Origin of the sequence: Nitrosomonas halophila (genome assembly GCF_900107165.1) — a bacterium.
Lineage (GTDB): Bacteria > Pseudomonadota > Gammaproteobacteria > Burkholderiales > Nitrosomonadaceae > Nitrosomonas > Nitrosomonas halophila.
Window position 1 is genome coordinate 1 of record NZ_FNOY01000049.1, and the last position, 21,446, is coordinate 21,446.

Sequence of the window (21,446 nt, forward strand, 5' to 3'; positions counted from 1 at the left end):
CCTGACGGGCAACTCCAAATGTATCGGTAATCTTGCTTTTTTACACAAAAACCCTGTCAAGCACTTTTTGCATTTTTTTCGCTGAATAGTTACAATAATTCCTGTTAATAGTATACTTTTGGGGTGTAAGCTTAACCGCTGGCGATTGGGACATGGAATACTTGCTTAATGGCTGTGGTTTTAGGCGTGTCTGAAAGATTTTTGCGGCACAAGCATGATCGACTGTTTCACGCTTGATGGCCAGTATCGGCAGCAGCAACCCTCGAGTGCAGGGTGCGTTGGGGTACCGTAAAGCTGACGCGGGCTTGTTCTGAACTTCATATGCCCTGCTGGAAATTGTATAGAGACGTATATTCTTTTCATAACGATCTATGCGCTATTGAAGTAGCGATCAACTGAGAATTCTAGGTTAAACATATGTTCCACTCTTCTATTTTTGGCCGCTGGTGCGCAATTATTTTGTTTTTTGGCGCCTTGTCTGCGGCGTCCAGCATCCGGGCCGAAGAGGTCATTGTCTATTCGGCGAGAATCGAGCAGCTCATCAAACCCTTGTTCGATGCTTTTACCCGTGAGACGGGCATACGCGTCAAATTCACCACGGACAAGGAAGGCGCGCTGCTGGCACGCTTGCTCGCAGAAGGCAGGCGCACACCGGCGGATATGCTGATTACCACGGATGCGGGCAATTTGTGGGAGGCGGCTCGCAAAGGGTTGTTGCAACCTGTCGATTCCGCTGTGCTGGCAGCCAATATTCCGGAGCACTTGCGAGATCCGCAAGGACAATGGTTTGGGTTGACGGTACGTGCCCGCACGATCATTTACAACCCGCAGCGCGTCCAGCCTGATGAATTGTCAACCTATGAGGATCTGGCCGATCCGAAATGGAAGCGCCGGTTATGCCTGCGTACCTCCAAGAAGGTTTACAACCAATCGCTGGTGGCAATGATGATTGCCGAGCATGGCGAGGCGGAGACGGAGAAAATCGTCAAGGGGTGGGTAGCCAATCTCGCGACCGACCCCCTGACGGATGATACCCGGGCAATGGAGTTCGTGGCAGCCGGGCGATGTGATGTGACGCTGGTCAATACTTATTATTATGGCAAATTAATGCAGGACAAGCCTGATTTGCCATTGGCGATTTTCTGGCCGAACCAGAATCATGGCGGCGTGCACATCAATATTTCCGGTGCCGGCGTGACACGATACAGCCGCAATCAGCGTGCGGCCATACAATTGCTGGAATACTTGTCTTCTGAAAAGGCTCAGTCTCTGTTTGCGGAGCTCAATATGGAATATCCGGCCAATTCTCGGGCTGAACAGAGTGAAGTGACCCGCGCTTGGGGCAGTTTTGAGGAAAATAAAACCAATGTCGTCCAGGCCGGGGAGCTGCAGGCCAAGGCGGTCCGGCTGATGGATCGCGCGGGCTATCGTTAGGCCTTTGCATTTGGACAAGAACGCTTCTTCCGGCAGCAGGGCCGCCACCATCTATTCATCATCCAGGAGAAATTCCCGGCCTGCGGGCAGTGGCGCGCAGGCTATGTGGCGGGCAGTACCCTTTCTGATTGCTGGTCTGGTGCTGATTCCGGTCTGTGTGGTCGTTTCTTCGCTGTTTTTGCCGGAAGATGAGATCTGGCAGCATCTGGTGGACACTACGCTGCCACTGCTGTTGACGAATACATTATGGTTGTCACTGGGGGTCATGGCCGGGACATCTCTCCTGGGAGTGAGTTTGGCCTGGTTCACGGCTGTCTATGCCTTTCCAGGCTGCCGTTTCTTTTCCTGGGCATTGTTCCTGCCGCTTGCCATACCGGCCTATGTGACAGCCTTCGTGGCGCTCGGGATCTTCGACTATACCGGGCCGCTTCAAACCAGCCTGCGTGCCTGGCTGAATTCCGATTTAAGCTGGTTCCCGGATATACGCAGCGGATCAGGGGTGGCGATTGTCATGACGCTGGCTTTTTATCCCTATGTCTATTTATTGGCGCGCAATGCTTTTTTGACGCAGGGAAAACGCTTGCTGGAGGTGGCGCAATCCCTGGGGCTCAGCCGTCGCCAGGGATTTTTCAGGGTGGCGCTACCGATGGCGCGTCCCTGGATCGTGGCTGGCGTGATGTTGGCTCTGATGGAAACACTGGCTGATTTCGGAACCGTCGCGATATTCAATTACGATACCTTTACCACTGCGATCTATAAAACCTGGTTTGGCATGTTTTCCTTGTCAGCGGCTTCGCAGCTGGCTTCCCTGCTCATTCTAATCGTGCTCGTCATTATTATGATCGAACAGCGTTTTCGCTCGCGCATGCGCTTTGCCGAGAGCAAGCGCAGTGAGCGAATTGAACGCATTCAGCTGGTGGGCTGGCGTGCTGCCGGGGTGACGGCTCTGGCGAGCCTGGTGTTGTTGTTCGCATTCGTCCTGCCCATTATCCAATTGAGCATTTGGGCGCTGGATACCTTCCCGCACCAGCTGGATCAACGTTATCTGGAGTTTGTCTGGCATTCCCTGTCGCTGTCGGCACTTGCCGCCTTGCTGACATGCCTGGCTGCAATCATGCTGGCCTACGCCGCCCGTTTGCATACTGGGTTTCTCGCTCGTTCAGCAGTGCGCCTGGCCACGATTGGCTACGCGTTGCCGGGTGCCGTGCTGGCGGTCGGTGTTTTTATTCCGCTGACATGGCTGGACAATTTCATCAGTGATGGCTTGTTCAGATTATTTGCAATCGAGACCGGTTTTTTGATTCAGGGCACGCTTGCCGTGATGCTGGTTGCGTATATGACGCGTTTTCTCGCGGTGAGTTATTTTCCTTTGGAAAGTGCGCTCCAGCGGGTGACACGCAGTATCGATGAGGCCGCTGTGGGGTTTGGTGTGACCGGTTGGGCGATGCTGAAATCGGTGCATCTGCCGATGCTGAAGGGGGGCGTGTTCACCGCGGCGGTTCTGGTTTTTGTGGATGTCATGAAGGAGATGCCAATCACCTTGATGACCCGGCCTTTTGATTGGGATACCTTGGCTGTGCGTATATTTTCATTGACTTCGGAAGGGGAGTGGGCGCAGGCGGCTCTGCCTGCGCTGACGCTGATTCTGGCGGGACTGGTGCCGATCATCTTGTTGATGCGTCAGACGGAAACATAGAATGGCCATGAACACACTACTGGAACTTGACCGAATCAGTTGTACCTATGGTCAGCAGCTTATCGTGGATGAACTCTCGTTCACGCTGGAAAAAGGCGAGATCGGCTGTCTGCTGGGGCCGAGCGGTTGCGGAAAAACCACCGCCCTGCGCTGCATAGCCGGGTTTGAGCCGGTGTCATTTGGCCAGATCTGGCTAAACGGGGTGAGCGTCAGCCGGCCGGGTTTCGTGCTCTCGCCCGAGCAGCGGCGTGTGGGGATGGTGTTTCAGGAATACGCACTGTTTCCTCACTTGAGTGTGGCCGCCAATGTCGGGTTTGGTTTGCATCGCAGCAATCAGGCGGAACGCGCGCAACGGGTGGCTGAATTATTGGAGATTACCGGTCTGGCGGAAGTGGCCAAGCGTTATCCGCATGAGCTGTCTGGCGGCCAGCAGCAGCGTGTGGCCTTGGCGCGCGCGCTGGCACCCCGCCCCGATTTGTTGCTGCTGGACGAACCGTTTTCCAATCTGGATGTGAGCCTGCGAGAGCGTCTGAGCCAAGAGGTGAGGGAGCTGCTTAAGCGGTTGCATATCACGGCGATTCTGGTGACGCATGATCAGGCCGAGGCGTTCGCGGTCGCGGATAAAATAGGGGTGATGCTCGCTGGAAAAATGATGCAGTGGAGCAGTGCATATGATCTCTATCATCGCCCTGTCAACCGTTTCGTTGCAAGCTTTGTGGGGCAGGGCGTGCTGCTGCCGGGCATCATTTCATCGTCAGGCCAGGTAAGAACGGCGTGCGGTATGCTTGCCGATGGTCTTTATTATCCTGGTTTGCCCGAGCATGGGCATTATCCGCCAGGCAGCGAAGTCGATGTGCTGATCCGCCCGGATGACGTTGTCTATGACGACCAAAGTGCGCTCAATGCGGTTGTACGCAAAAAAGCGTTTCGTGGTGCAGAAATTCTTTACACGCTGGAACTGGCTGACGGGCCTGTCGTGTTGGCGCTGGTTCCCAGCCGCCATGACCGGGCGATTGGAGAGAAAATCGGGATTCGGCTGGAGGCCAGTCATGTCGTTGTATTCGATCGGCCAGGCCGGGCAGGTGCCGTCCAGAAGAACCGCCAAGAGTTGTTGCCCGGTTCTTGAAACGAACCGGATCGTATTCTGCCGGTCCGATCACCGATCAATTCCGATGTGCAACAGGGCTCCCTGACTGCGGTATTCAAGGTCAGCCGGAAGGCTATAGTTTCCGGCCGGCATGCTTTCCGGCATGGATCGCCTTGGCGAGCTCGAATACGGACATGGCGTAAAAGGTGCTGCGGTTGTAGCGCGTGATGACATAAAAATTCCTGAAACCCAGCCAGAGTTGGCGCTCGCCTTGAGCGTTCAGTTCTATCAGCGCGGCCAGGGATTCATCCGAAGGGGCGTTATTTATCGGGACAATACCGGCTTGGCGCAGGTGGGCGACCGAATAGGAGGGTTCTATGCCCGCGTCCAGAAACGCCTGCAGTGCTTCAGTGGTTGCGCGTGCGCGTATGGCTATGGGCTCGTTGGGCTGCCATCCATATGCCTTGAGATAGTTGGCAACGCTGCCGATCGCATCGGCTGCATTGTTGGCCAAATCGATCTGTCCGTCGCCATCAAAATCCACCGCATAACGCCGGTAGCTGCCTGGCATGAACTGGGGTACGCCGATGGCCCCCGCGTAGGAACCTTTGATGCCAAACAGATCGAAATTCTGTTCTTTCGTCAGCAGCAGATAGTGTTCCAGCTCCTCCCGAAAGAAATCAGCCCGCCGGGGAAAATCAAAAGCCAGGGTAGTCAATGCATCGATGACGCGATGGTTGCCGGTCGTGGCGCCATAGGACGTTTCGATGCCGATGATCGCGACAATGATTTCTTCAGGAACACCGTAGATTTTTCTGGCCCGCGCCAGATCCTGGGCATGGGTATTCCAGAAATCGACCCCCCCCTTGATGCGCTGGGCATTGACAAATCGGCCACGATATTCGTTCCAGGAGATTGCCGAGGCAGGCGCCGAGATCAATCTCAGCACACTCGGCTGGAAACGCACCTGGTTGAAAACCGATTCAAGTTCGCTTTGGCTGAAACCATGGCGATTGACCATCTCGGTAATGAAATTATCGATTTCCGGACGCAAGGTGGAAGCCGGCTGGGTGGCGCTGCAGGAAGTGGTGCCTGCAACAAGCATCATCGCCCAGAGCAATGCACCGATATACCGGTTGATGGGACGCTGCAGCAAGCGGAATGATTTCATGCAAGAAAAATATCCAGAGTATTTGATCATAAAGTGCTTGGGAGAGGTTGACATGTCTGGTAATTAGATTTAATGTTCGCGTTTACGTGAAAACCACTCATATACCCGTCTAGCGGTTTTTTATGTGCCCGACTATGAGAAAGCAAGGCGCGCTTTGGAGTGGGTGTCGAGTTTCCACGGCCAGCTTTCCTTCGGTTCGGTTTTTCTATAGTATACAACCAATAATCCAGTTGTAAGCTTGCACTACCCCTTATACAGTCGTTTTAACTCAGCAACTTTTATGCGGTTTAATTGCCGGTGCCGCCAGCGATGGCTGACACGTGGCATCCATTTTTAAGCCATCAAATATTTAAAGAGGATTTCATGAGCCAGCATGTTCACTACGTAACCGATGCAACTTTTGAAACAGAGGTACTACAGTCTTCCATTCCCGTGCTTGTTGATTATTGGGCAGAATGGTGTGGGCCATGTAAAATGATTGCACCGATCCTCGATGAAATTGCGAATGAATACAGCGACCGGTTGAAAGTGGCTAAACTCAATATCGATGAAAATCAGGCGACACCGCCAAAATACGGAATTCGTGGCATTCCGACATTGATGCTGTTCAAGAACGGAAATATCGAAGCCACCAAAGTTGGCGCATTGTCAAAATCGCAATTGACGGCTTTTATTGACAGTCATCTATAAAAATTAATCTTCAGGCTTGCAAGTGCCGTTTAAAGCCGGATGAATTTTCACGAATTTTCTATTCGGCTTCCCTTGTTTCACTCGCACACCCCTTCTATTTCCCCGCTTCCTTAACATTCTGATTCCCAAGAGTATTTTCTATGCGCTTATCCGATTTAAAAAGCATTCATGTTTCTGAATTGGTGAAAATGGCAATTGCCAACGATATCGACGGTGCCAATCGTATGCGAAAACAGGACCTGGTTTTTGCATTGCTGAAAAACCAGGCGCGCAAAGGCGAAAGCATCTTTGGGGAAGGTACCCTGGAAGTTCTGCAGGACGGATTTGGTTTCTTGCGTTCGCCCGATACTTCGTATCTTGCCGGGCCGGATGATATTTATATTTCACCGAGCCAGATCAGGCGCTTCAATCTGCACACGGGTGATTCCGTCGATGGTGAAATTCGTCCTCCCAAGGAAGGCGAGCGTTATTTCGCGTTGGTTAAAATAGACAAGGTCAACAATGAGCCGCCGGAGAATTCCAAGCGTAAAATACTGTTCGAAAATCTGACGCCGCTTTTTCCGACCGAACGCTTGACGTTGGAGCGGGACATCAAGTCCGAAGAAAACATTACTGGCCGGGTCATTGATTTGATCGCTCCAATCGGGAAAGGGCAGCGCGGCTTGCTGGTTGCCAGCCCCAAATCCGGCAAGACCGTAATGCTGCAGCATATCGCACATTCTATCGCGGCCAATCATCCCGATGTCGTGTTAATGGTACTGCTGATCGACGAGCGTCCCGAAGAAGTCACGGAAATGATTCGTTCGGTCAAGGGTGAAGTCGTGTCCTCTACTTTTGATGAGTCGGCCACCCGGCATGTGCAGGTGGCGGATATGGTCATCGAAAAAGCCAAGCGATTGGTCGAGCATAAAAAGGACGTCGTGATCCTGCTCGATTCGATTACTCGTCTGGCGCGTGCTTATAACACGGTCGTGCCTGCCTCCGGGAAAGTGTTGACAGGCGGTGTGGATGCCAACGCATTGCAACGTCCGAAACGCTTCTTCGGTGCTGCCCGCAATATTGAGGAGGGGGGGTCGCTGACCATCATCGCTACTGCTCTGGTGGATACCGGCTCGCGGATGGATGATGTGATTTACGAAGAATTCAAGGGGACAGGCAATATGGAAATCCACCTTGACCGGCGTATGGCGGAAAAACGGATTTATCCAGCAATCAATGTGAATCGCTCGGGTACGCGCCGGGAAGAGTTGCTTATCCCGCAAGAGATGCTCCAGAAAATCTGGATTCTCCGCAAATTGCTTTATCCCATGGATGAAATGGACGCGATGTCCTTCCTACTGGATAAGATCAAGGCAACTAAAAACAACGCCGATTTCTTTGATTCCATGCGGCGTGTGTAATGGCATTGTCATGACAGGTGGCCTCAACTCAGTATTTTGCCCCAGCAGGGTCAATACTGAGTTGCAGTGCTTTGTATATTAAGTGATAATAACGGGCTTAGAAAATCTCGGCTCTGATAAGGATAGAAAATGAAGGCAGGAATCCATCCAGATTACCATGAAATAACTGTAACATGCAGTTGTGGCAACGAGTTCAAGACTAGATCGACTCTGAACAAGCCGTTGCATATTGAAGTATGCTCGTCCTGCCACCCTTTTTATACAGGTAAGCAAAAGATTGTGGATACCGCAGGAAGGGTGGAGAAATTCAACCAGAAGTATGGCAAGCGATTCCAGAGACAAGCTTCTTCCTGACTTGATAACGGCTTACTGCTTTATATTGCGCAATGCAAACAGGCTGTTCCCAACCGGAACAGCCTGTTTGCATTTATACATCATTGGTTGCACTGCCAGTTTGTCTGAACCCGGGAGGTGATGCGCTGAGCTTGCCCGGCTATTCCCCATGCCATGAAATTTACGACAAAATTATTGATCTGGATGTTTGCCGGGTTTGTGCTCGGCAGTGTGATCAATCTTTTCTTGAGCGAAGTGGCTGTCGTGCAGGAATACTTTGTCAATGGCCTGTTTCATGCGATCGGCGCACTTTTCATCAATCTCTTGAAGATGCTGGTCGTTCCATTGGTCACTTTTTCTCTGATCAGCGGTGTGTGTGCGATTGGCGATATCCACAAACTGGGCAGGATCGGCTTTAAAGCATTTTTGTTGTTCATTCTGACTACTGCACTCGCGATCACGTTGGCCATCGGGGTGGCCCTGGTCTTCGAGCCAGGCAAGGATTTCAATCTTGAAACACAACCGCCCGCGGAAGTCGAGATAGTCGTGCCCCATTCACTGCTCGAGACCTTGATCGATATCGTACCGCATAATCCGGTGGAGGCGTTTGCAACCGGTAACATGTTGCAAATTATTTTCTTTTCAGTGTTGTTTGCAACCGGCCTGGTGATGCTGGGTGAGCGCGGCCGGCTGATGGTGGAAATATTCGATAAGCTGAACGAAGTGATGATGCAGGTCGTCAGGCTCGTCATGCAGACCGCACCCTATGGCATATTTGCGCTGATGGCCAAAACTTTTGCCTCACATGGTCCCGGGTTGATCTTGCCGATGTTCAGTTATTTTGGTGTCGTCATCATGGTGTTGATGATCCATGCGCTGGGTATGCTGATGCTACTGCTGAAGCTGTTGGGGCGTGTCAATCCATGGGTGTTTCTGCGCAAAATCCGGGCTGCACAGATTTTCGCCTTTGGCACGGCAAGTTCCAATGCAACCATCCCGGTCACCCTGGACGTGGTTGAAAGACGCATCGGGGTCGAGAACTCGATTGCCTCGTTTGTCATTCCCTTCGGTGCAACCATCAATATGGATGGCACGGCCATCATGCAGGGGGTCGCAACCATTTTTATCGCCAATGTCTATGGTATCGAGATGAGTATGGCTATCTATCTGACCATTGTTCTCATGACAGTGGTCGCTTCGATTGGCACGGCAGGTGTACCGGGAGTGGGGCTGATCATGCTTGCCATGGTTTTCAACCAGGTGGGGCTGCCGATCGAGGGGATCGCACTCATTATGGGGGTTGACCGCTTGCTGGATATGTTGAGAACCAGTGTAAATGTTACGGGAGATGCGGTCGTGGCAACCATCATCGCACGCAGTGAAAATGGGCTTTCCTTGCCTACTTTTTACGATTCAAACTCGGAGACCGCTGATACCCTGGTCTCGTCACACAAGCCGTGACATGCAGCGGGCGGGTGACCTATTTTTCTTTGGATGCCGCGCGCGCATGCAATGCACGATGCGCCTCACTGCAGAAATATTGGCCATGCCCGGCAACGCTTTCGCTTTTCGGCAAGTGTACATCGCAGTAGGCGCAACGTACCATGTCCTCGATGACCTTCTGCTCGCTTCTGGGCGGTTGTTTTGCCGCGCGCTGGAATCGTTTGACCAGCCAGAAGACCAGGAAAATCAACGCAATTAACAGTATCCACTTGCTTATCATGACCGGTTCGCTACGCTTGTCCTGAGGGAGTTGGCAAGGCTCGTGGCGTGGTGATCCACGGGCTAGTGTTTGCGCTCGTATTCCACCACATGAAAAAACATTTCATCCTTGCGTATCATGCCGAGTTCGCTGCGCGCGAGCTCCTCGATGGCATCCAGCCCTTTCTTGAGATTGTTGACTTCCGCTTCCAGTACGGTATTTCTGGTTTGCAGGTCGTGATTGGCTGCCTGTAGTGCGGAAACTTGCTGATTCATTTCCATTACCTGCAGCCAACCGCCCTTGCCGGTCCACAAAGGAAATTGTGCCAACACGATCATCGTGGCGAGCAGAATTGCCACAATTTTCATGGTTTCAATTGATAGAACGCGGATCTCCCGGCGTACTGCGCGATATCGCCAAGGTCTTCCTCGATACGCAGCAGCTGGTTATATTTGGCCAGCCGGTCGGAACGGGAGAGTGAGCCGGTTTTGATCTGCAAGGCGTTGGTTGCGACTGCAATATCAGCGATAGTGGTATCCTCGGTCTCGCCGGAGCGATGCGACACCACTGCCGTATAACCTGCGCATTTTGCCGTTTCGATGGCATTGAATGTTTCTGTCAGCGTGCCGATCTGATTGACCTTGATCAGGATGGAATTGGCGGCGCCCTGGTCGATACCTTCCTTCAATATTTTGGTGTTGGTCACGAAAATATCGTCCCCTACGAGCTGCACGGTTTTGCCCAGCCGGTCGGTCAACAGCTTCCAGCCCGCCCAGTCCTGCTCGCTCATGCCATCTTCGATACTGATGATGGGGTATTTATCCACCCAGGTCGCCAGATAGTCGACAAACTGTGCTGCGGTCAGGCTGAGCCCCTCCGATGCCAGATGGTATTTGCCATCCCGGTAAAACTCCGAGCTCGCGCAATCGACCCCAATGGCAACATCCGAGCCAGGTAAATATCCCGCTTCATCAATGGCTTGGACGATCATGCCGAGCGCTTCTTCGTGATGGGCGAAGTTGGGGGCAAAACCGCCTTCATCGCCAACCGTGGTTGGGATCTGTTTCTTATGGAGCAGCGCCCTCAGTGTGCTGAATATTTCCGCGCCGCAGCGGACTGCTTCCCGCATGCTTTGCATGCCGAGCGGAATGATCATGAACTCTTGCATATCCAGGCTGTTGTTGGCATGTGCGCCACCGTTGATCAAATTCATCATGGGTACCGGCAGCCATTTTGCATTGACGCCGCCCAGGTAACGATACAGCGGCAGGCTGGATTCCTCGGCGGCGGCTTTGGCTACCGCCATTGACACAGCAAGGATCGCATTGGCACCTAGTCTGGATTTGTTCTCGGTGCCATCGAGCTCGATCAGCGTCTTGTCGATAAAGCATTGTTCCACAGCGTCCAGACCCATGATCGTTTCGGCAATTTCGGTATTGACGCTTTCAACCGCTTTCATCACACCCTTGCCGTGATAACGCTGGTTATCGCCATCGCGCAGCTCAACAGCCTCGCGTGTGCCGACAGATGCACCGGAAGGGACCGACGCGCGTCCCAGTACACCAGATTCGAGCAGTACATCGGCTTCTATCGTCGGGTTGCCGCGGGAATCAATGATTTCACGGGCGATTACATCTACAATTGCACTCATGCTACTTTCCTTGTGTTGTTCGTTAGTGTGATCTGTAAGTCGGTGCTGCGTGTATCAGCCTGGCAGGGCGATCGGGTTCAATCAATCCGCGCTGCCTACGGCAATGTTTTTTGGTTCATTGGATTCCTGATGCCTGGAGCGACTGGGTTTAGCGGCAAAATTGATGACAGCCTTGATATAGCTTTTGAATAAAGGGTGGCCATTGCGCGGTGTTGAGGTGAATTCAGGATGAAACTGACAGGCGACAAACCAGGGATGATCGGACTGCGGCAGTTCGATCATTTCGCACAGGTCGTCTTCGGCAGATAGTCCGCTGATGATTAGTCCCCCTTGCTCCAGTGCCGGAATGAATTCAGTATTGACTTCATAACGATGGCGATGGCGTTCGACGATCTTGTCCGACTTGTAAATTTTATGGGCTAGTGTATTCGGTTTCAGTAGGCATTCCTGTCCGCCCAGGCGCATGGTTCCGCCCAAATCAGTTTTGGTGGATCGTTTTTCGATGCGTCCGCAGCGATCGCGCCACTCGGTGATCAGTCCCAGCACTGGGTAAGGAGTGTCCGGGTCAAATTCTGTGCTATGGGCTTTTTCCAGCATCAGTTGATTGCGCGCGAACTCGATGACCGCCAGTTGCATGCCCAGACAGATGCCCAGGTAGGGCACCTGATGGGTACGAGCGTAATGGACCGCCATGATCTTGCCTTCCACCCCGCGTTTGCCAAATCCGCCCGGTACCAGAATCGCATCCTTATCGGCCAGGCAATCGGTACCATGCTGCTCGATGTCCTCGGAATCCACGTAGCATATATCTATCTTGCTGCGTGTATGAATGCCGGCATGTATCAGCGCCTCTGATAGCGATTTGTAGGATTCGGTCAAGTCAACATATTTGCCTACGAGTGCAATCGAGACCCGGTGCTCGGGGTGTTCCAGCGCGTGAACCAGTTTTTTCCAGGCGGAAAGCTTGGCGGGTTTGGCCAGGATATCCAGCTTGTGGCACACAATTTCATCGAGCATTTGTTCATGTAATAGCGCTGGAATTTTGTAGATGCTGTCGACATCCAGGGCAGTGATCACCGCTTCTTCGCGCACGTTAGTGAACAAAGCGATTTTTCGGCGTTCTTCGAGCGGCAACGGGCGATCGGAGCGGCATAGCAAGACATCGGGCTGAATGCCGATTTCCCGCAGCTCTTTGACCGAATGCTGGGTCGGCTTGGTTTTTAGTTCGCCCGCTGAGCTGATGTAGGGCAGCAGCGTCAGGTGAATGAAACAGGTATCTTGGCGAGGCAGCTGCACGGACATCTGGCGGATAGCCTCCAGAAAGGGCAGAGATTCGATATCGCCAACCGTGCCGCCGATTTCCACAATGGCAACCTGCGCATCGCCAATGCCGTTGCGGATGAACAGCTTGATTTCATCGGTGATATGCGGAATAACCTGTACCGTGCCACCCAGGTAATCCCCGCGGCGTTCCTTGCGAATCACGCTCTCGTAAATCTGCCCGGTCGTGAAATTGTTGCGCCGGGTCATTTTGGTGCTGATGAAACGCTCGTAATGGCCGAGATCGAGATCGGTTTCGGCGCCATCATCCGTCACAAACACTTCTCCGTGTTGGAATGGATTCATAGTGCCAGGATCGACGTTGATGTAAGGATCCAGTTTGAGCATGGTTACTTTGATGCCACGGGTTTCGAGCAGCGCCGCCAGTGAGGCTGCGGCTATGCCCTTGCCCAGGGAAGAAACCACGCCGCCAGTCACAAAGACATATTTGGTCATGGGAGATTATATTAGCTTAATTAATATGTCTAAACAATGAAGTGTATTAGGTCTATAAAGCGTCTATCCGGTCCCTGCAAAGTTGTATCCCCACAGGGAACAGATTACACTAGGCAGTCATCGCAGTCTTTTCACCGATAAAACGAGCTTGGTTGAATGTTATGGAAGCACAATTTCCAGAAAAGCAACGTCCAAAATTTTTGAATTTGCTGCAAATCAAGCAGCCTCTTCCCGCTATCGTCTCCATTTTGCACCGTATCAGTGGCGTGCTGTTGTTCTTTCCTGGCATTCCACTATTGCTGTATGGCTTGCAAATGGCGCTACAGTCACCGGAGTCGTTCGCTGATTTACAATCGAATCTCGCGCATCCGCTGGGCAAGTTTTTTTTGATCCTCGCATCATGGTTTTTTCTGCATCATCTATGCGCGGGTATTCGTCATTTGGCGCTTGACCTGGATTGCGGTCTGGAACTGCAGTCTGCGCGCTTGAGCAGCAAACTTGTTCTGGCTGCAGGGCTTATTTTAACAGTATTGATCGGGATTTGGTTATGGTAAGACCGGCAAAACGGGCCGTCACTGGCGCACACTACGGTCTGCGCGACTGGCTTGCGCAACGCGTCACGGCCGTGCTGATGGGGCTTTATACCGGATGGCTGGTGATGCTCGTCATTTTTCATCAGCCTACGGACTATGAAGCCTTCAGATCGCTTTTTGCCGGCCAGTGGATGAAAATCGCGTCTTTTGTCTTTTTTGCCAGCCTGTGCTGGCATGCCTGGGTGGGGGTGCGCAACATATTGATGGATTATGTTCATCCCATCGCGATTCGTTTGACGCTGCAGATAGCCTGCATTGTGGCATTGTTTACTTATCTCGTCTGGTTTGTAGTGATTTTGTGGAGTTGATTTGGATATTACCAAAAGGAAATTTGATGTAGTCATTGTTGGTGCGGGAGGCGCCGGTATGCGCGCTGCCTTGCAGCTGTCCGAAGCAGGGCTCAAGGTTGCCGTTTTATCCAAGGTATTTCCTACCCGGTCGCATACAGTGGCTGCCCAGGGAGGGATTGCCGCTTCGTTGGGTAACGTGACCGAAGATAATTGGCACTGGCATATGTACGACACAGTCAAAGGGTCCGATTACCTCGGCGATCAGGATGCAATCGAATTCATGTGCCGCCAGGCGCCGGGAGTGGTCTACGAACTGGAACACTTTGGCATGCCGTTCGACCGGCTCGAGAATGGCAAGATTTATCAGCGTCCATTCGGTGGACAATCGCAGCATTTTGGCGGTGCACAGGCTGCCCGCTCCTGCGCGGTGGCTGACAGGACCGGCCATGCCATGCTGCATACTCTGTATCAGCGCAATGTCAGCGTCAATACCCAATTCTTTGTGGAGTGGCTGGGGCTGGACCTAATCCGCGATCAGCAAGGCGAAGTGCTCGGAGTCACCGCCCTGGAAATGGAAACAGGCGCAGTCATGATCCTGCAGGCACGGGCCACCCTGCTGGCGACAGGGGGTGCCGGGCAAATTTTCGAGGCCAGCACCAATGCCTTTATCAACACCGGCGATGGCCTGGGGATGGTGGCACGTTCGGGCATTCCTCTGGAGGACATGGAGTTCTGGCAATTCCATCCAACCGGCGTTTACGGCGCCGGTGTGCTGATCAGCGAAGCGGTGCGGGGAGAGGGTGGATACTTGCTGAATGCGGCAGGTGAGCGCTTCATGGAGCGCTATGCGCCGAATGCCAAGGATCTCGCCAGCCGTGATGTCGTCTCGCGTGCGCTGACGACTGAAATCAGGCAGGGGCGTGGCTGCGGTCCGGATGGCGACCATATGCTGCTGAAACTGGATCATTTGGGCGCGGAGGTGATCAAGTCGCGCTTGCCCGGCATACGTGAGATTGCGATGAAATTTGCGCATGTCGATCCGATTGTGGCACCCATTCCGGTCGTGCCTACCGCGCATTACATGATGGGCGGCATTCCTACCAATTATCATGGCCAAGTGGTTGCGCCTTACAAGACCGGGCCCGAAGAGGTGGTGCCGGGCCTGTATGCAGTGGGTGAATGCGCCTGTGTTTCGGTGCATGGTGCAAACCGTTTGGGGACCAATTCCCTGCTTGATATCGTGGTGTTCGGACGTGCGGCAGGCAATCAAATCATCGAGGATCTGCACAAAAACAACCATCACAAGCCTTTGCCGCTGGATGCAGCGGAGTATACGCTTGCCAGACTGACGCGCCTGGAAACCCAGAGGGATGGCGAGGATGTGGCACAAACGGGGGCGGCGCTGCGCAAGACCATGCAGAACTATTGTGGCGTTTTCCGTTTCCCGGATGTGCTCAAGCAGGGGGTGGAAAAGATCAATGAAGTTGCTGCCTGTGTCAGGCAAACCGAAATCCGGGACAAAAGCCGGGTGTTCAACACAGCCAGGATCGAAGCGTTGGAGCTGGACAACTTGATCGAGGTGGCGATAGCCACCATGGTTTCAGCCGAGGCGCGCCTGGAAAGCCGCGGTGCCCATGCGCGCGAGGATTTTCCCGAGCGGGATGACCGTAAATGGTTGAAACACTCTTTGTATTTTGGTCAGGATCAACGACTGGATTACAAACCTGTACGGCTGAAACCGATATCTGTGGAATCTTTCCCGCCCAAGGCGAGAACATATTGAGTGAAATAGCGCTTAAAATTATGTACCCTTACGGGTTTGCCCGGCAGTCGATGCCTGCAAACTCCAATCGCTCAATAAGAGGCTAACTCCAATCATGAAACCTTTAGAACGCATGTTACCTGTATTTTTTACCCGATTGAGACGGCTGTGTCTGGTCGGCACACTGGTATGGTTTTCCGTTCTCGCTACGTCGGCCTTTGCGGATGCGGATAACGAGATTGATTTTCTCAAGGCTGCCTTGACAGGCGATGCGGCAGTGGTGGAGAAGCTGCTGGATGAGCATGTCAAAATTGATTTGCAGAACCCGGATGGATTTACTGCCCTGGCGGTTGCAGCGCAGAATGGCCATACTGATGTCGTCAAATTGCTGTTGGCACGTGAGGCCACGGTTGATCTGGCCAATATTCAGGGCGGTACCCCTTTGCTGCTGGCCGCCAAGAATGGTCATGGCATAATTGTCGATGCCTTGCTGGCTAAAGGTGCTGATCCCAACCTGCAGGACAAGAATGGCCTGACACCCCTGATGCTGGCCGCTGTCAAAGGCTATGCCGACATTGTCGCTGCGCTGTTAAAGCAAAATGCCCAGCCCGATCTGCAGAGCGGGAACCAGGTCACAGCCTTGCATCTGGCGGCGCAGAACGGTCATCTCGAGATTGTCAAAGCCCTGTTGGCCAAAGGCGCAAAGCCTGATCTGCAGGATGTCAATGGCGCTTCCGCGCTGATTTTAGCGGCGCTCTCCGGGCATGTGTCCGTAGTCGAGACACTGCTGGCGCATAATGCCCAGCCCGATCTGAAAGCGACCAACGATTTCACCGCGCTGATTCTGGCCGCGCAGAATGGCCATCTTGAAATCATCAGGTTGTTGCTCGACAAGGGGGCCCATATTGATATGCAGAACCAAGATGGTGTGACAGCATTGATGTGGGCGGCATTGCACGAGCATGCCGAGACAGTCGAGTTGCTGTTGGCGCGGGGCGCAGATGCCACCCTCAAAAGTGCCAGTGACAAGACCGCGCTCGATATTGCCAAGGATCCAGCTATCATCGAGCTGCTCAAAGCCGCTGGAAATCCATAACTGCTGTTGACCTGAGCCGGTAAGAAAACATTTCGGCCGGCGGCGGACAGCAGGTGTCCGACTTTAGGCAGCAGCAGATGATCATCGAAAGGGCAGGTGGGTGCACCTGCCGGTCAGCGTTGCTATCGGTTTCTTCGATGGATTTATGTGCAGAGACATGATTTGTCCCTATTGCTGCTTAGGGCTCGTCAATAAATAACTTGAGCCCAAGTTATTTATTGACGAGCCCTAAGCCTGCGGGTAGTAGCGTTCGTGCTTTCTTCTTAATCTGGTTCAATTAGACAATTTTTGCATGAGTTTTGCCAACAAGTCCATGGCGAAAAAATCCGCCAGCAATCCTTTGCCACCCAGAATCAGCCGGTTGCTGCGCGAGGCGGTCTCGTTGATTCTGGGCGGGATTGCGCTTTATCTGGCCTTGATTTTAATCAGTTTTGATCATACCGATCCGGGATGGTCGCGCAGTGCAGCGAGTCAGCTAGTCAGTAATGCCGGTGGGAGCGCGGGCGCCTGGCTATCCGATTTGCTGCTTTACTTGTTTGGTGTTTCAGCCTGGTGGTGGGTGGTCTTTTTTTTGGCGGCTGTGTGGTGGAGCTATCGTCGCATCGATATCGCCAGCGTGTTTGATCCGCGCGCACTGCTGGTGTCTTTTACAGGATTCATAACGTTGCTGATAGCCAGCAGCGGTATTGAGTCGCTGCGTTTTCATACTCTCAAAGCGCCGCTGCCGCTCGCGCCAGGTGGTATATTGGGCGAAGTGCTCAGCAAGCAGCTGTCACTGGTGCTCGGGTTCACCGGTACGACACTGGGTCTGGTGATTCTGTTCGCGATCGGATTGAGCCTGTTCTCGGGACTGTCATGGGTGCGTCTGTCTGAAAAAATCGGCACTGCTATCGAGGCGGCATGTCTCGCTCTGAAGGATTTGTGGGTGGCTTGGCAGGATAGGCGGGCCGGCATGGCTTCGACTCAGCGGCGGGAGGTGCATGTCGAGGAGATCAAAAAGCAGCTCTTGCCGCAAACGCCGCTGCATATCGAAATGCCGGAGACGACGATTCAGAAAGCCCCGCGCGTCAACAAGGAAAAACATACGCCCCTGTTTTCCGATGTTGCGGATTCACCCCTGCCGCCACTTTATTTGCTGGATGAACCGGACAAGAACGTGGAAGTGCTGTCGAGCGATACACTTGAGTTTACTTCGCGTCTGATCGAACGCAAACTGCTGGAGTTTGGCGTGGAAGTGAAGGTCGTGGCAGCTTATCCGGGACCGGTGATCACGCGCTATGAAATCGAGCCGGCAGTCGGGGTCAAGGGCAACCAGATCGTTAACCTGGTCAGGGATCTGGCGCGCGCATTGACCGTGGCCAGCATTCGCGTCGTGGAGACGATTCCGGGCAAGACTACGATGGGGCTGGAAATCCCCAATCCGAAACGGCAAGTGGTGCGTTTGCATGAAATCCTGGCATCCAAGGTCTATGCCGACCATGCTTCTCCCCTGACGATTGCGCTCGGCAAGGATATCAGCGGGCGGCCGATTGTCTCGGATCTCGCCAAAATGCCGCACGCACTGGTGGCAGGCACGACCGGCTCGGGTAAATCGGTGGCGATCAATGCCGTGATTCTGAGCCTGGTCTATAAAGCGCCTCCAGAAACGGTCCGCCTGATTTTGATTGATCCCAAAATGCTGGAGCTGTCTGTCTATGAAGGCATTCCGCACTTGCTGACGCCAGTCGTCACGGATATGCGCGATGCGGCCAGCGCCCTCAACTGGTGCGTGGCCGAAATGGAGCGGCGCTACAAACTGATGTCGGCACTGGGCGTGCGCAATCTGGCCGGTTACAACCAGAAAGTGCGTGAGGCCATCAAAAAAGAGGAGCCTCTGACCAATCCGCTCAGCACCACGCCTGATTCGCCTGAATTGCTGGAGGAAATCCCATTGATCGTGGTGGTGATCGACGAGCTTGCCGACCTGATGATGATCGTGGGCAAGAAAGTCGAGAAGCTGATCGCGCGGCTGGCGCAGAAGGCGCGTGCCGCAGGCATCCACCTGCTGCTGGCCACTCAGCGGCCGTCGGTCGATGTCATCACTGGCCTGATCAAGGCCAATATTCCGACCCGGATCGCATTCCAGGTTTCCAGCAAGATCGATTCGCGCACCATTCTCGATCAAATGGGCGCGGAAGCCTTGCTGGGGCAGGGGGATATGCTCTACCTGCCGCCGGGCAGCGGCTATCCGCAGCGTGTCCATGGCGCGTTTGTGGCCGATCATGAAGTGCATAAAGTTGTGGAGTATCTCAAAGAGCATGGTGAAGCGCGTTATGTCGAGGAAATTCTGCAGGCGGGTGACGAGGATGGATCCGCTGGCGACAACGGCACAGGTGAAAACGGCAAGGCGGGCGGGGGCGAGTCTGATCCACTCTACGATGAAGCGGTCAGCATCGTGGTCAAGTCGCGCCGCGCCTCGATTTCGCTGGTGCAGCGGCAACTGCGCATTGGCTACAACCGGGCCGCCCGCTTGATCGAAGAGATGGAGCGCGCCGGGCTGGTTTCCAGCATGCAAAGCAATGGCAACCGGGAAGTGTTGGCCCCCAAACGGGATGAATGAACAGTCCCCCGGCAATCCAGCACACTGTTTTTCATATATCTCAATAGGTCCAATCGTGATGTTCCGTTTTGTTTTTGTGCTGGGATTGCTGGCCAGTTTCTGGGTGACACCGGCGCAGGCGGCCGCAATCGGCAGCCTCAAGGCTTTTGTCGAGCAGGTGCAGACCTTTCGTGCCGATTTTTCCCAGACCTTGCTCGATCGCAATCTGCGGGTGATTCAGAAAGCCAGTGGCAGCATGATGTTCGAGCGGCCCGGCAAGTTTCGCTGGGTTTATGAACAGCCCCACCAGCAATTAATCGTTGGCGATGGCGGGCGGGTGTGGTTCTATGACCAGGATCTCGAACAGGTCACAGTGCGGCAGCTCGATCTTGCCCTGGGGAGCACGCCGGCTGCATTGCTGGCCGGGCACAATGCGATTGAGCGCGATTTTGATCTGCTGGAAATCGATGCGCCGGAAGGGCCGCTTGAGTGGCTGGAAGCCGTTCCCAAAAGCCGGGAAAGCGCATTTGAGCTGATCCGGCTGGGATTCTCGCCGGACGGTATGCTGCGTGAAATGGTGCTGCGCGACAGCTTTGGCCAGGTGACCTGGCTGATATTTTCCCAGGCAGAGCACAATCCTGTGCTGGCCCCCGATTTGTTTCAATTTACCCCGCCGCCGGGCGCAGACGTCATCAGTGACTGAATTTCCTGTTCACCGCAGCCCTCCCGCGCCCATGGCGGAGCGGCTGCGTCCGCAGACCCTGGCGGAGGTGATCGGGCAGCCGCATTTGCTCGGCCCAGGCAAGCCACTGCAGCTTGCTTTTGAATCAGGCAAGCCGCATTCGATGATCCTGTGGGGGCCGCCGGGGAGTGGCAAAACGACCCTGGCGAGACTCATGGCGCATGCCTTCGATGCCGAATTTATCGCCATTTCCGCCGTGCTGTCCGGGGTGAAGGACATCCGCGAAGCGATCGAGCGCGCCCAGGCCGTGCTGCAGCGCACCGGCCGGCCGACGATATTGTTCGTGGACGAAGTGCATCGTTTCAACAAAGCGCAGCAGGATGCATTTCTGCCTTATGTCGAGCAAGGATTGATCACTTTCATCGGCGCCACAACCGAGAATCCCTCGTTTGAAGTCAACAGCGCCCTGCTGTCACGCGCGCAGGTTTATGCCCTGACGGCACTGTCCGAAGCGGAATTGGCACAACTGTTCGAGCGGGCCTGTGCCGCCGCCTTGCCAGATTTGCAATTTACCCAGGACGCGATGGATCTGTTGATTGCGTTTGCCGACGGCGATGCGCGCCGCATGCTGAACTTGCTGGAACAAACCCAGCATGCCGCTGAAACCGAAAAAATCGCGGCGATCGATGGCGATTACCTGCGCAAGGTCCTGTCGCGCAATGCGCGCAAATTCGACAAAGGCGGCGATGCCTTCTATGACCAGATATCAGCCTTGCATAAGTCTATCCGCGGCTCTTCGCCCGATGCTGCGCTTTACTGGTTGTGCCGCATGCTCGATGGCGGCGCCGACCCGCGTTACATCGGCAGGCGGCTGATTCGTACCGCTGTGGAGGATATCGGCCTAGCCGATCCGCGCGCGTTGCCCCTGGCGCTGGATGCCTGCGAGACCTTCGAGCGGCTCGGCAGCCCGGAAGGCGGGCTTGCTCTCGCCCAGGCAGCGCTGTATCTTGCCTGCGCGCCCAAAAGCAATGCGGCCTATCTCGCCTATAAAAAAGCCCGTGCTTGCATCGCACAGGATGCTTCCCGTGCCGTCCCCATTCACTTGCGCAACGCACCGACCCGGCTGATGAAGGAAATGGGCTACGGCAAGGCCTATCGCTATGCCCATGATGAACCCGGCGCCTATGCAGCCGGCGAGAATTATTTGCCCGAAGGCCTGCCTGAGACCAGATTCTACCGGCCGACTTCACATGGGCTGGAAGCCAAAATAGCCGAGAAGCTCGCGCATTTGCGCGAACTGGATGCAAAGGCAGCCAAGCGGGCTCGACCTGATGACGTGACAAAGAAAGCAAAGGACTGATGCACCTCGCGTAATGTCACAGGCAGGTCATGTTGTCTGGACTAAAACGGGTAGATACTCTGTCTTCAGTCAAGCAAAATTTACATATTAGCGCCCTTTATTTTGAAAAACTTGTCACCATCAAACGGCATGTTGTTATGCAGCA

The 21,446-nt window shown here is 54.0% G+C and carries 19 protein-coding genes; 14 read left to right on the forward strand and 5 right to left on the reverse strand.

Annotated elements, in window-relative coordinates:
- The first annotated feature begins 417 nt into the window (after positions 1-417).
- From BLV85_RS10580 to BLV85_RS10590, 3 genes are all read left to right on the forward strand, one after another.
- Entirely contained in the window at positions 418-1,434 is a 1,017-nt protein-coding gene (locus tag BLV85_RS10580; RefSeq protein ID WP_090414954.1) for a Fe(3+) ABC transporter substrate-binding protein, read from the forward strand.
- 103 nt (positions 1,435-1,537) lie between these two features.
- Positions 1,538-3,130, forward strand: coding sequence for an ABC transporter permease (locus BLV85_RS10585; RefSeq protein WP_090414956.1), 1,593 nt, complete (start codon positions 1,538-1,540; stop codon positions 3,128-3,130).
- Between the two features lie 7 nt (positions 3,131-3,137).
- Positions 3,138-4,256, forward strand: coding sequence for an ABC transporter ATP-binding protein (locus BLV85_RS10590; protein ID WP_090414988.1), 1,119 nt, complete (start codon positions 3,138-3,140; stop codon positions 4,254-4,256).
- A gap of 94 nt (positions 4,257-4,350) precedes the next feature.
- Here BLV85_RS10590 and mltB read toward each other — a convergent pair whose 3' ends face one another.
- On the reverse strand, positions 4,351-5,388 hold the full coding sequence (gene mltB, locus BLV85_RS10595) for a lytic murein transglycosylase B (protein WP_090414958.1): 1,038 nt from the start codon (positions 5,386-5,388) through the stop codon (positions 4,351-4,353).
- Between the two features lie 363 nt (positions 5,389-5,751).
- Between mltB and trxA the strand changes: the two genes are divergently transcribed.
- The 4 genes from trxA (at position 5,752) to BLV85_RS10615 (ending at position 9,272) form a co-directional block, all read left to right on the forward strand.
- On the forward strand, positions 5,752-6,078 hold the full coding sequence (trxA, locus tag BLV85_RS10600) for a thioredoxin TrxA (RefSeq protein ID WP_090414991.1): 327 nt from the start codon (positions 5,752-5,754) through the stop codon (positions 6,076-6,078).
- 140 nt (positions 6,079-6,218) lie between these two features.
- Positions 6,219-7,478, forward strand: a complete 1,260-nt coding sequence (gene rho, locus BLV85_RS10605) for a transcription termination factor Rho (protein ID WP_090414959.1) — start codon at positions 6,219-6,221, stop codon at positions 7,476-7,478.
- A gap of 129 nt (positions 7,479-7,607) precedes the next feature.
- Positions 7,608-7,832: a 50S ribosomal protein L31 gene (gene rpmE, locus BLV85_RS10610; RefSeq protein ID WP_090414961.1), complete on the forward strand. Its 225-nt coding sequence runs from the start codon at positions 7,608-7,610 to the stop codon at positions 7,830-7,832.
- Between the two features lie 153 nt (positions 7,833-7,985).
- Positions 7,986-9,272 carry a dicarboxylate/amino acid:cation symporter gene (locus BLV85_RS10615; RefSeq protein ID WP_090414963.1) on the forward strand — a complete coding sequence of 429 codons (1,287 nt, stop codon included), beginning with the start codon at positions 7,986-7,988 and terminating at the stop codon, positions 9,270-9,272.
- 19 nt (positions 9,273-9,291) lie between these two features.
- Here the strand turns inward: BLV85_RS10615 and BLV85_RS10620 are convergent, their stop codons facing one another.
- The 4 genes from BLV85_RS10620 to BLV85_RS10635 all read right to left on the reverse strand — a co-directional run bounded on the left by BLV85_RS10620 (position 9,292) and on the right by BLV85_RS10635 (position 12,940).
- Complete coding sequence (locus BLV85_RS10620) at positions 9,292-9,534, reverse strand: PP0621 family protein (RefSeq protein WP_090414965.1); 243 nt, start codon at positions 9,532-9,534, stop codon at positions 9,292-9,294.
- A 62-nt stretch (positions 9,535-9,596) separates the two neighbouring features.
- A complete protein-coding gene (ftsB, locus tag BLV85_RS10625) occupies positions 9,597-9,881 on the reverse strand; it encodes a cell division protein FtsB (protein WP_090414967.1) in 285 nt (94 codons plus the stop codon).
- Positions 9,878-11,164 carry a phosphopyruvate hydratase gene (eno, locus tag BLV85_RS10630; protein WP_090414970.1) on the reverse strand — a complete coding sequence of 429 codons (1,287 nt, stop codon included), beginning with the start codon at positions 11,162-11,164 and terminating at the stop codon, positions 9,878-9,880. Before eno ends, ftsB begins: the two co-directional genes overlap by 4 nt.
- Before the next feature lie 81 nt (positions 11,165-11,245).
- Entirely contained in the window at positions 11,246-12,940 is a 1,695-nt protein-coding gene (locus BLV85_RS10635; protein ID WP_090414973.1) for a CTP synthase, read from the reverse strand.
- Between the two features lie 161 nt (positions 12,941-13,101).
- Here BLV85_RS10635 and sdhC point away from each other — a divergent pair, with 161 nt between their 5' ends.
- The 7 genes from sdhC (at position 13,102) to BLV85_RS10670 (ending at position 21,301) form a co-directional block, all read left to right on the forward strand.
- Positions 13,102-13,494, forward strand: a complete 393-nt coding sequence (sdhC, locus tag BLV85_RS10640) for a succinate dehydrogenase, cytochrome b556 subunit (protein ID WP_090414975.1) — start codon at positions 13,102-13,104, stop codon at positions 13,492-13,494.
- A complete protein-coding gene (gene sdhD / locus BLV85_RS10645; RefSeq protein ID WP_090414976.1) occupies positions 13,488-13,841 on the forward strand; it encodes a succinate dehydrogenase, hydrophobic membrane anchor protein in 354 nt (117 codons plus the stop codon). The genes sdhC and sdhD overlap by 7 nt, the downstream gene beginning before the upstream one ends.
- A 1-nt stretch (position 13,842) precedes the next feature.
- On the forward strand, positions 13,843-15,606 hold the full coding sequence (gene sdhA / locus BLV85_RS10650) for a succinate dehydrogenase flavoprotein subunit (protein WP_090414978.1): 1,764 nt from the start codon (positions 13,843-13,845) through the stop codon (positions 15,604-15,606).
- A 94-nt stretch (positions 15,607-15,700) separates the two neighbouring features.
- On the forward strand, positions 15,701-16,681 hold the full coding sequence (locus BLV85_RS10655; RefSeq protein WP_090414980.1) for an ankyrin repeat domain-containing protein: 981 nt from the start codon (positions 15,701-15,703) through the stop codon (positions 16,679-16,681).
- Between the two features lie 292 nt (positions 16,682-16,973).
- Positions 16,974-19,280 carry a DNA translocase FtsK gene (locus tag BLV85_RS10660; protein ID WP_090414983.1) on the forward strand — a complete coding sequence of 769 codons (2,307 nt, stop codon included), beginning with the start codon at positions 16,974-16,976 and terminating at the stop codon, positions 19,278-19,280.
- Positions 19,281-19,338: 58 nt separating this feature from the next.
- Positions 19,339-19,962, forward strand: a complete 624-nt coding sequence (gene lolA / locus BLV85_RS10665; protein ID WP_090414993.1) for an outer membrane lipoprotein periplasmic chaperone LolA — start codon at positions 19,339-19,341, stop codon at positions 19,960-19,962.
- A gap of 31 nt (positions 19,963-19,993) precedes the next feature.
- The gene (locus BLV85_RS10670) at positions 19,994-21,301 is read left to right on the forward strand and encodes a replication-associated recombination protein A (protein ID WP_090414987.1); all 1,308 of its coding nucleotides are present in this window, start codon (positions 19,994-19,996) and stop codon (positions 21,299-21,301) included.
- Positions 21,302-21,446 lie beyond the last annotated feature (145 nt).

Bases quoted from the DNA above. Each gene is read 5' to 3' on its own strand.
- BLV85_RS10580 (WP_090414954.1), top strand. From the start codon at position 418: ATGTTCCACTCTTCTATTTTTGGCCGCTGGTGCGCAATTATTTTGTTT.
- BLV85_RS10585 (WP_090414956.1), top strand. From the start codon at position 1,538: ATGTGGCGGGCAGTACCCTTTCTGATTGCTGGTCTGGTGCTGATTCCG.
- BLV85_RS10590 (WP_090414988.1), top strand. From the start codon at position 3,138: ATGAACACACTACTGGAACTTGACCGAATCAGTTGTACCTATGGTCAG.
- mltB (WP_090414958.1), bottom strand. From the start codon at position 5,388: ATGAAATCATTCCGCTTGCTGCAGCGTCCCATCAACCGGTATATCGGT.
- trxA (WP_090414991.1), top strand. From the start codon at position 5,752: ATGAGCCAGCATGTTCACTACGTAACCGATGCAACTTTTGAAACAGAG.
- rho (WP_090414959.1), top strand. From the start codon at position 6,219: ATGCGCTTATCCGATTTAAAAAGCATTCATGTTTCTGAATTGGTGAAA.
- rpmE (WP_090414961.1), top strand. From the start codon at position 7,608: ATGAAGGCAGGAATCCATCCAGATTACCATGAAATAACTGTAACATGC.
- BLV85_RS10615 (WP_090414963.1), top strand. From the start codon at position 7,986: ATGAAATTTACGACAAAATTATTGATCTGGATGTTTGCCGGGTTTGTG.
- BLV85_RS10620 (WP_090414965.1), bottom strand. From the start codon at position 9,534: ATGATAAGCAAGTGGATACTGTTAATTGCGTTGATTTTCCTGGTCTTC.
- ftsB (WP_090414967.1), bottom strand. From the start codon at position 9,881: ATGAAAATTGTGGCAATTCTGCTCGCCACGATGATCGTGTTGGCACAA.
- eno (WP_090414970.1), bottom strand. From the start codon at position 11,164: ATGAGTGCAATTGTAGATGTAATCGCCCGTGAAATCATTGATTCCCGC.
- BLV85_RS10635 (WP_090414973.1), bottom strand. From the start codon at position 12,940: ATGACCAAATATGTCTTTGTGACTGGCGGCGTGGTTTCTTCCCTGGGC.
- sdhC (WP_090414975.1), top strand. From the start codon at position 13,102: ATGGAAGCACAATTTCCAGAAAAGCAACGTCCAAAATTTTTGAATTTG.
- sdhD (WP_090414976.1), top strand. From the start codon at position 13,488: ATGGTAAGACCGGCAAAACGGGCCGTCACTGGCGCACACTACGGTCTG.
- BLV85_RS10655 (WP_090414980.1), top strand. From the start codon at position 15,701: ATGAAACCTTTAGAACGCATGTTACCTGTATTTTTTACCCGATTGAGA.
- BLV85_RS10660 (WP_090414983.1), top strand. From the start codon at position 16,974: ATGAGTTTTGCCAACAAGTCCATGGCGAAAAAATCCGCCAGCAATCCT.
- lolA (WP_090414993.1), top strand. From the start codon at position 19,339: ATGTTCCGTTTTGTTTTTGTGCTGGGATTGCTGGCCAGTTTCTGGGTG.
- BLV85_RS10670 (WP_090414987.1), top strand. From the start codon at position 19,994: ATGGCGGAGCGGCTGCGTCCGCAGACCCTGGCGGAGGTGATCGGGCAG.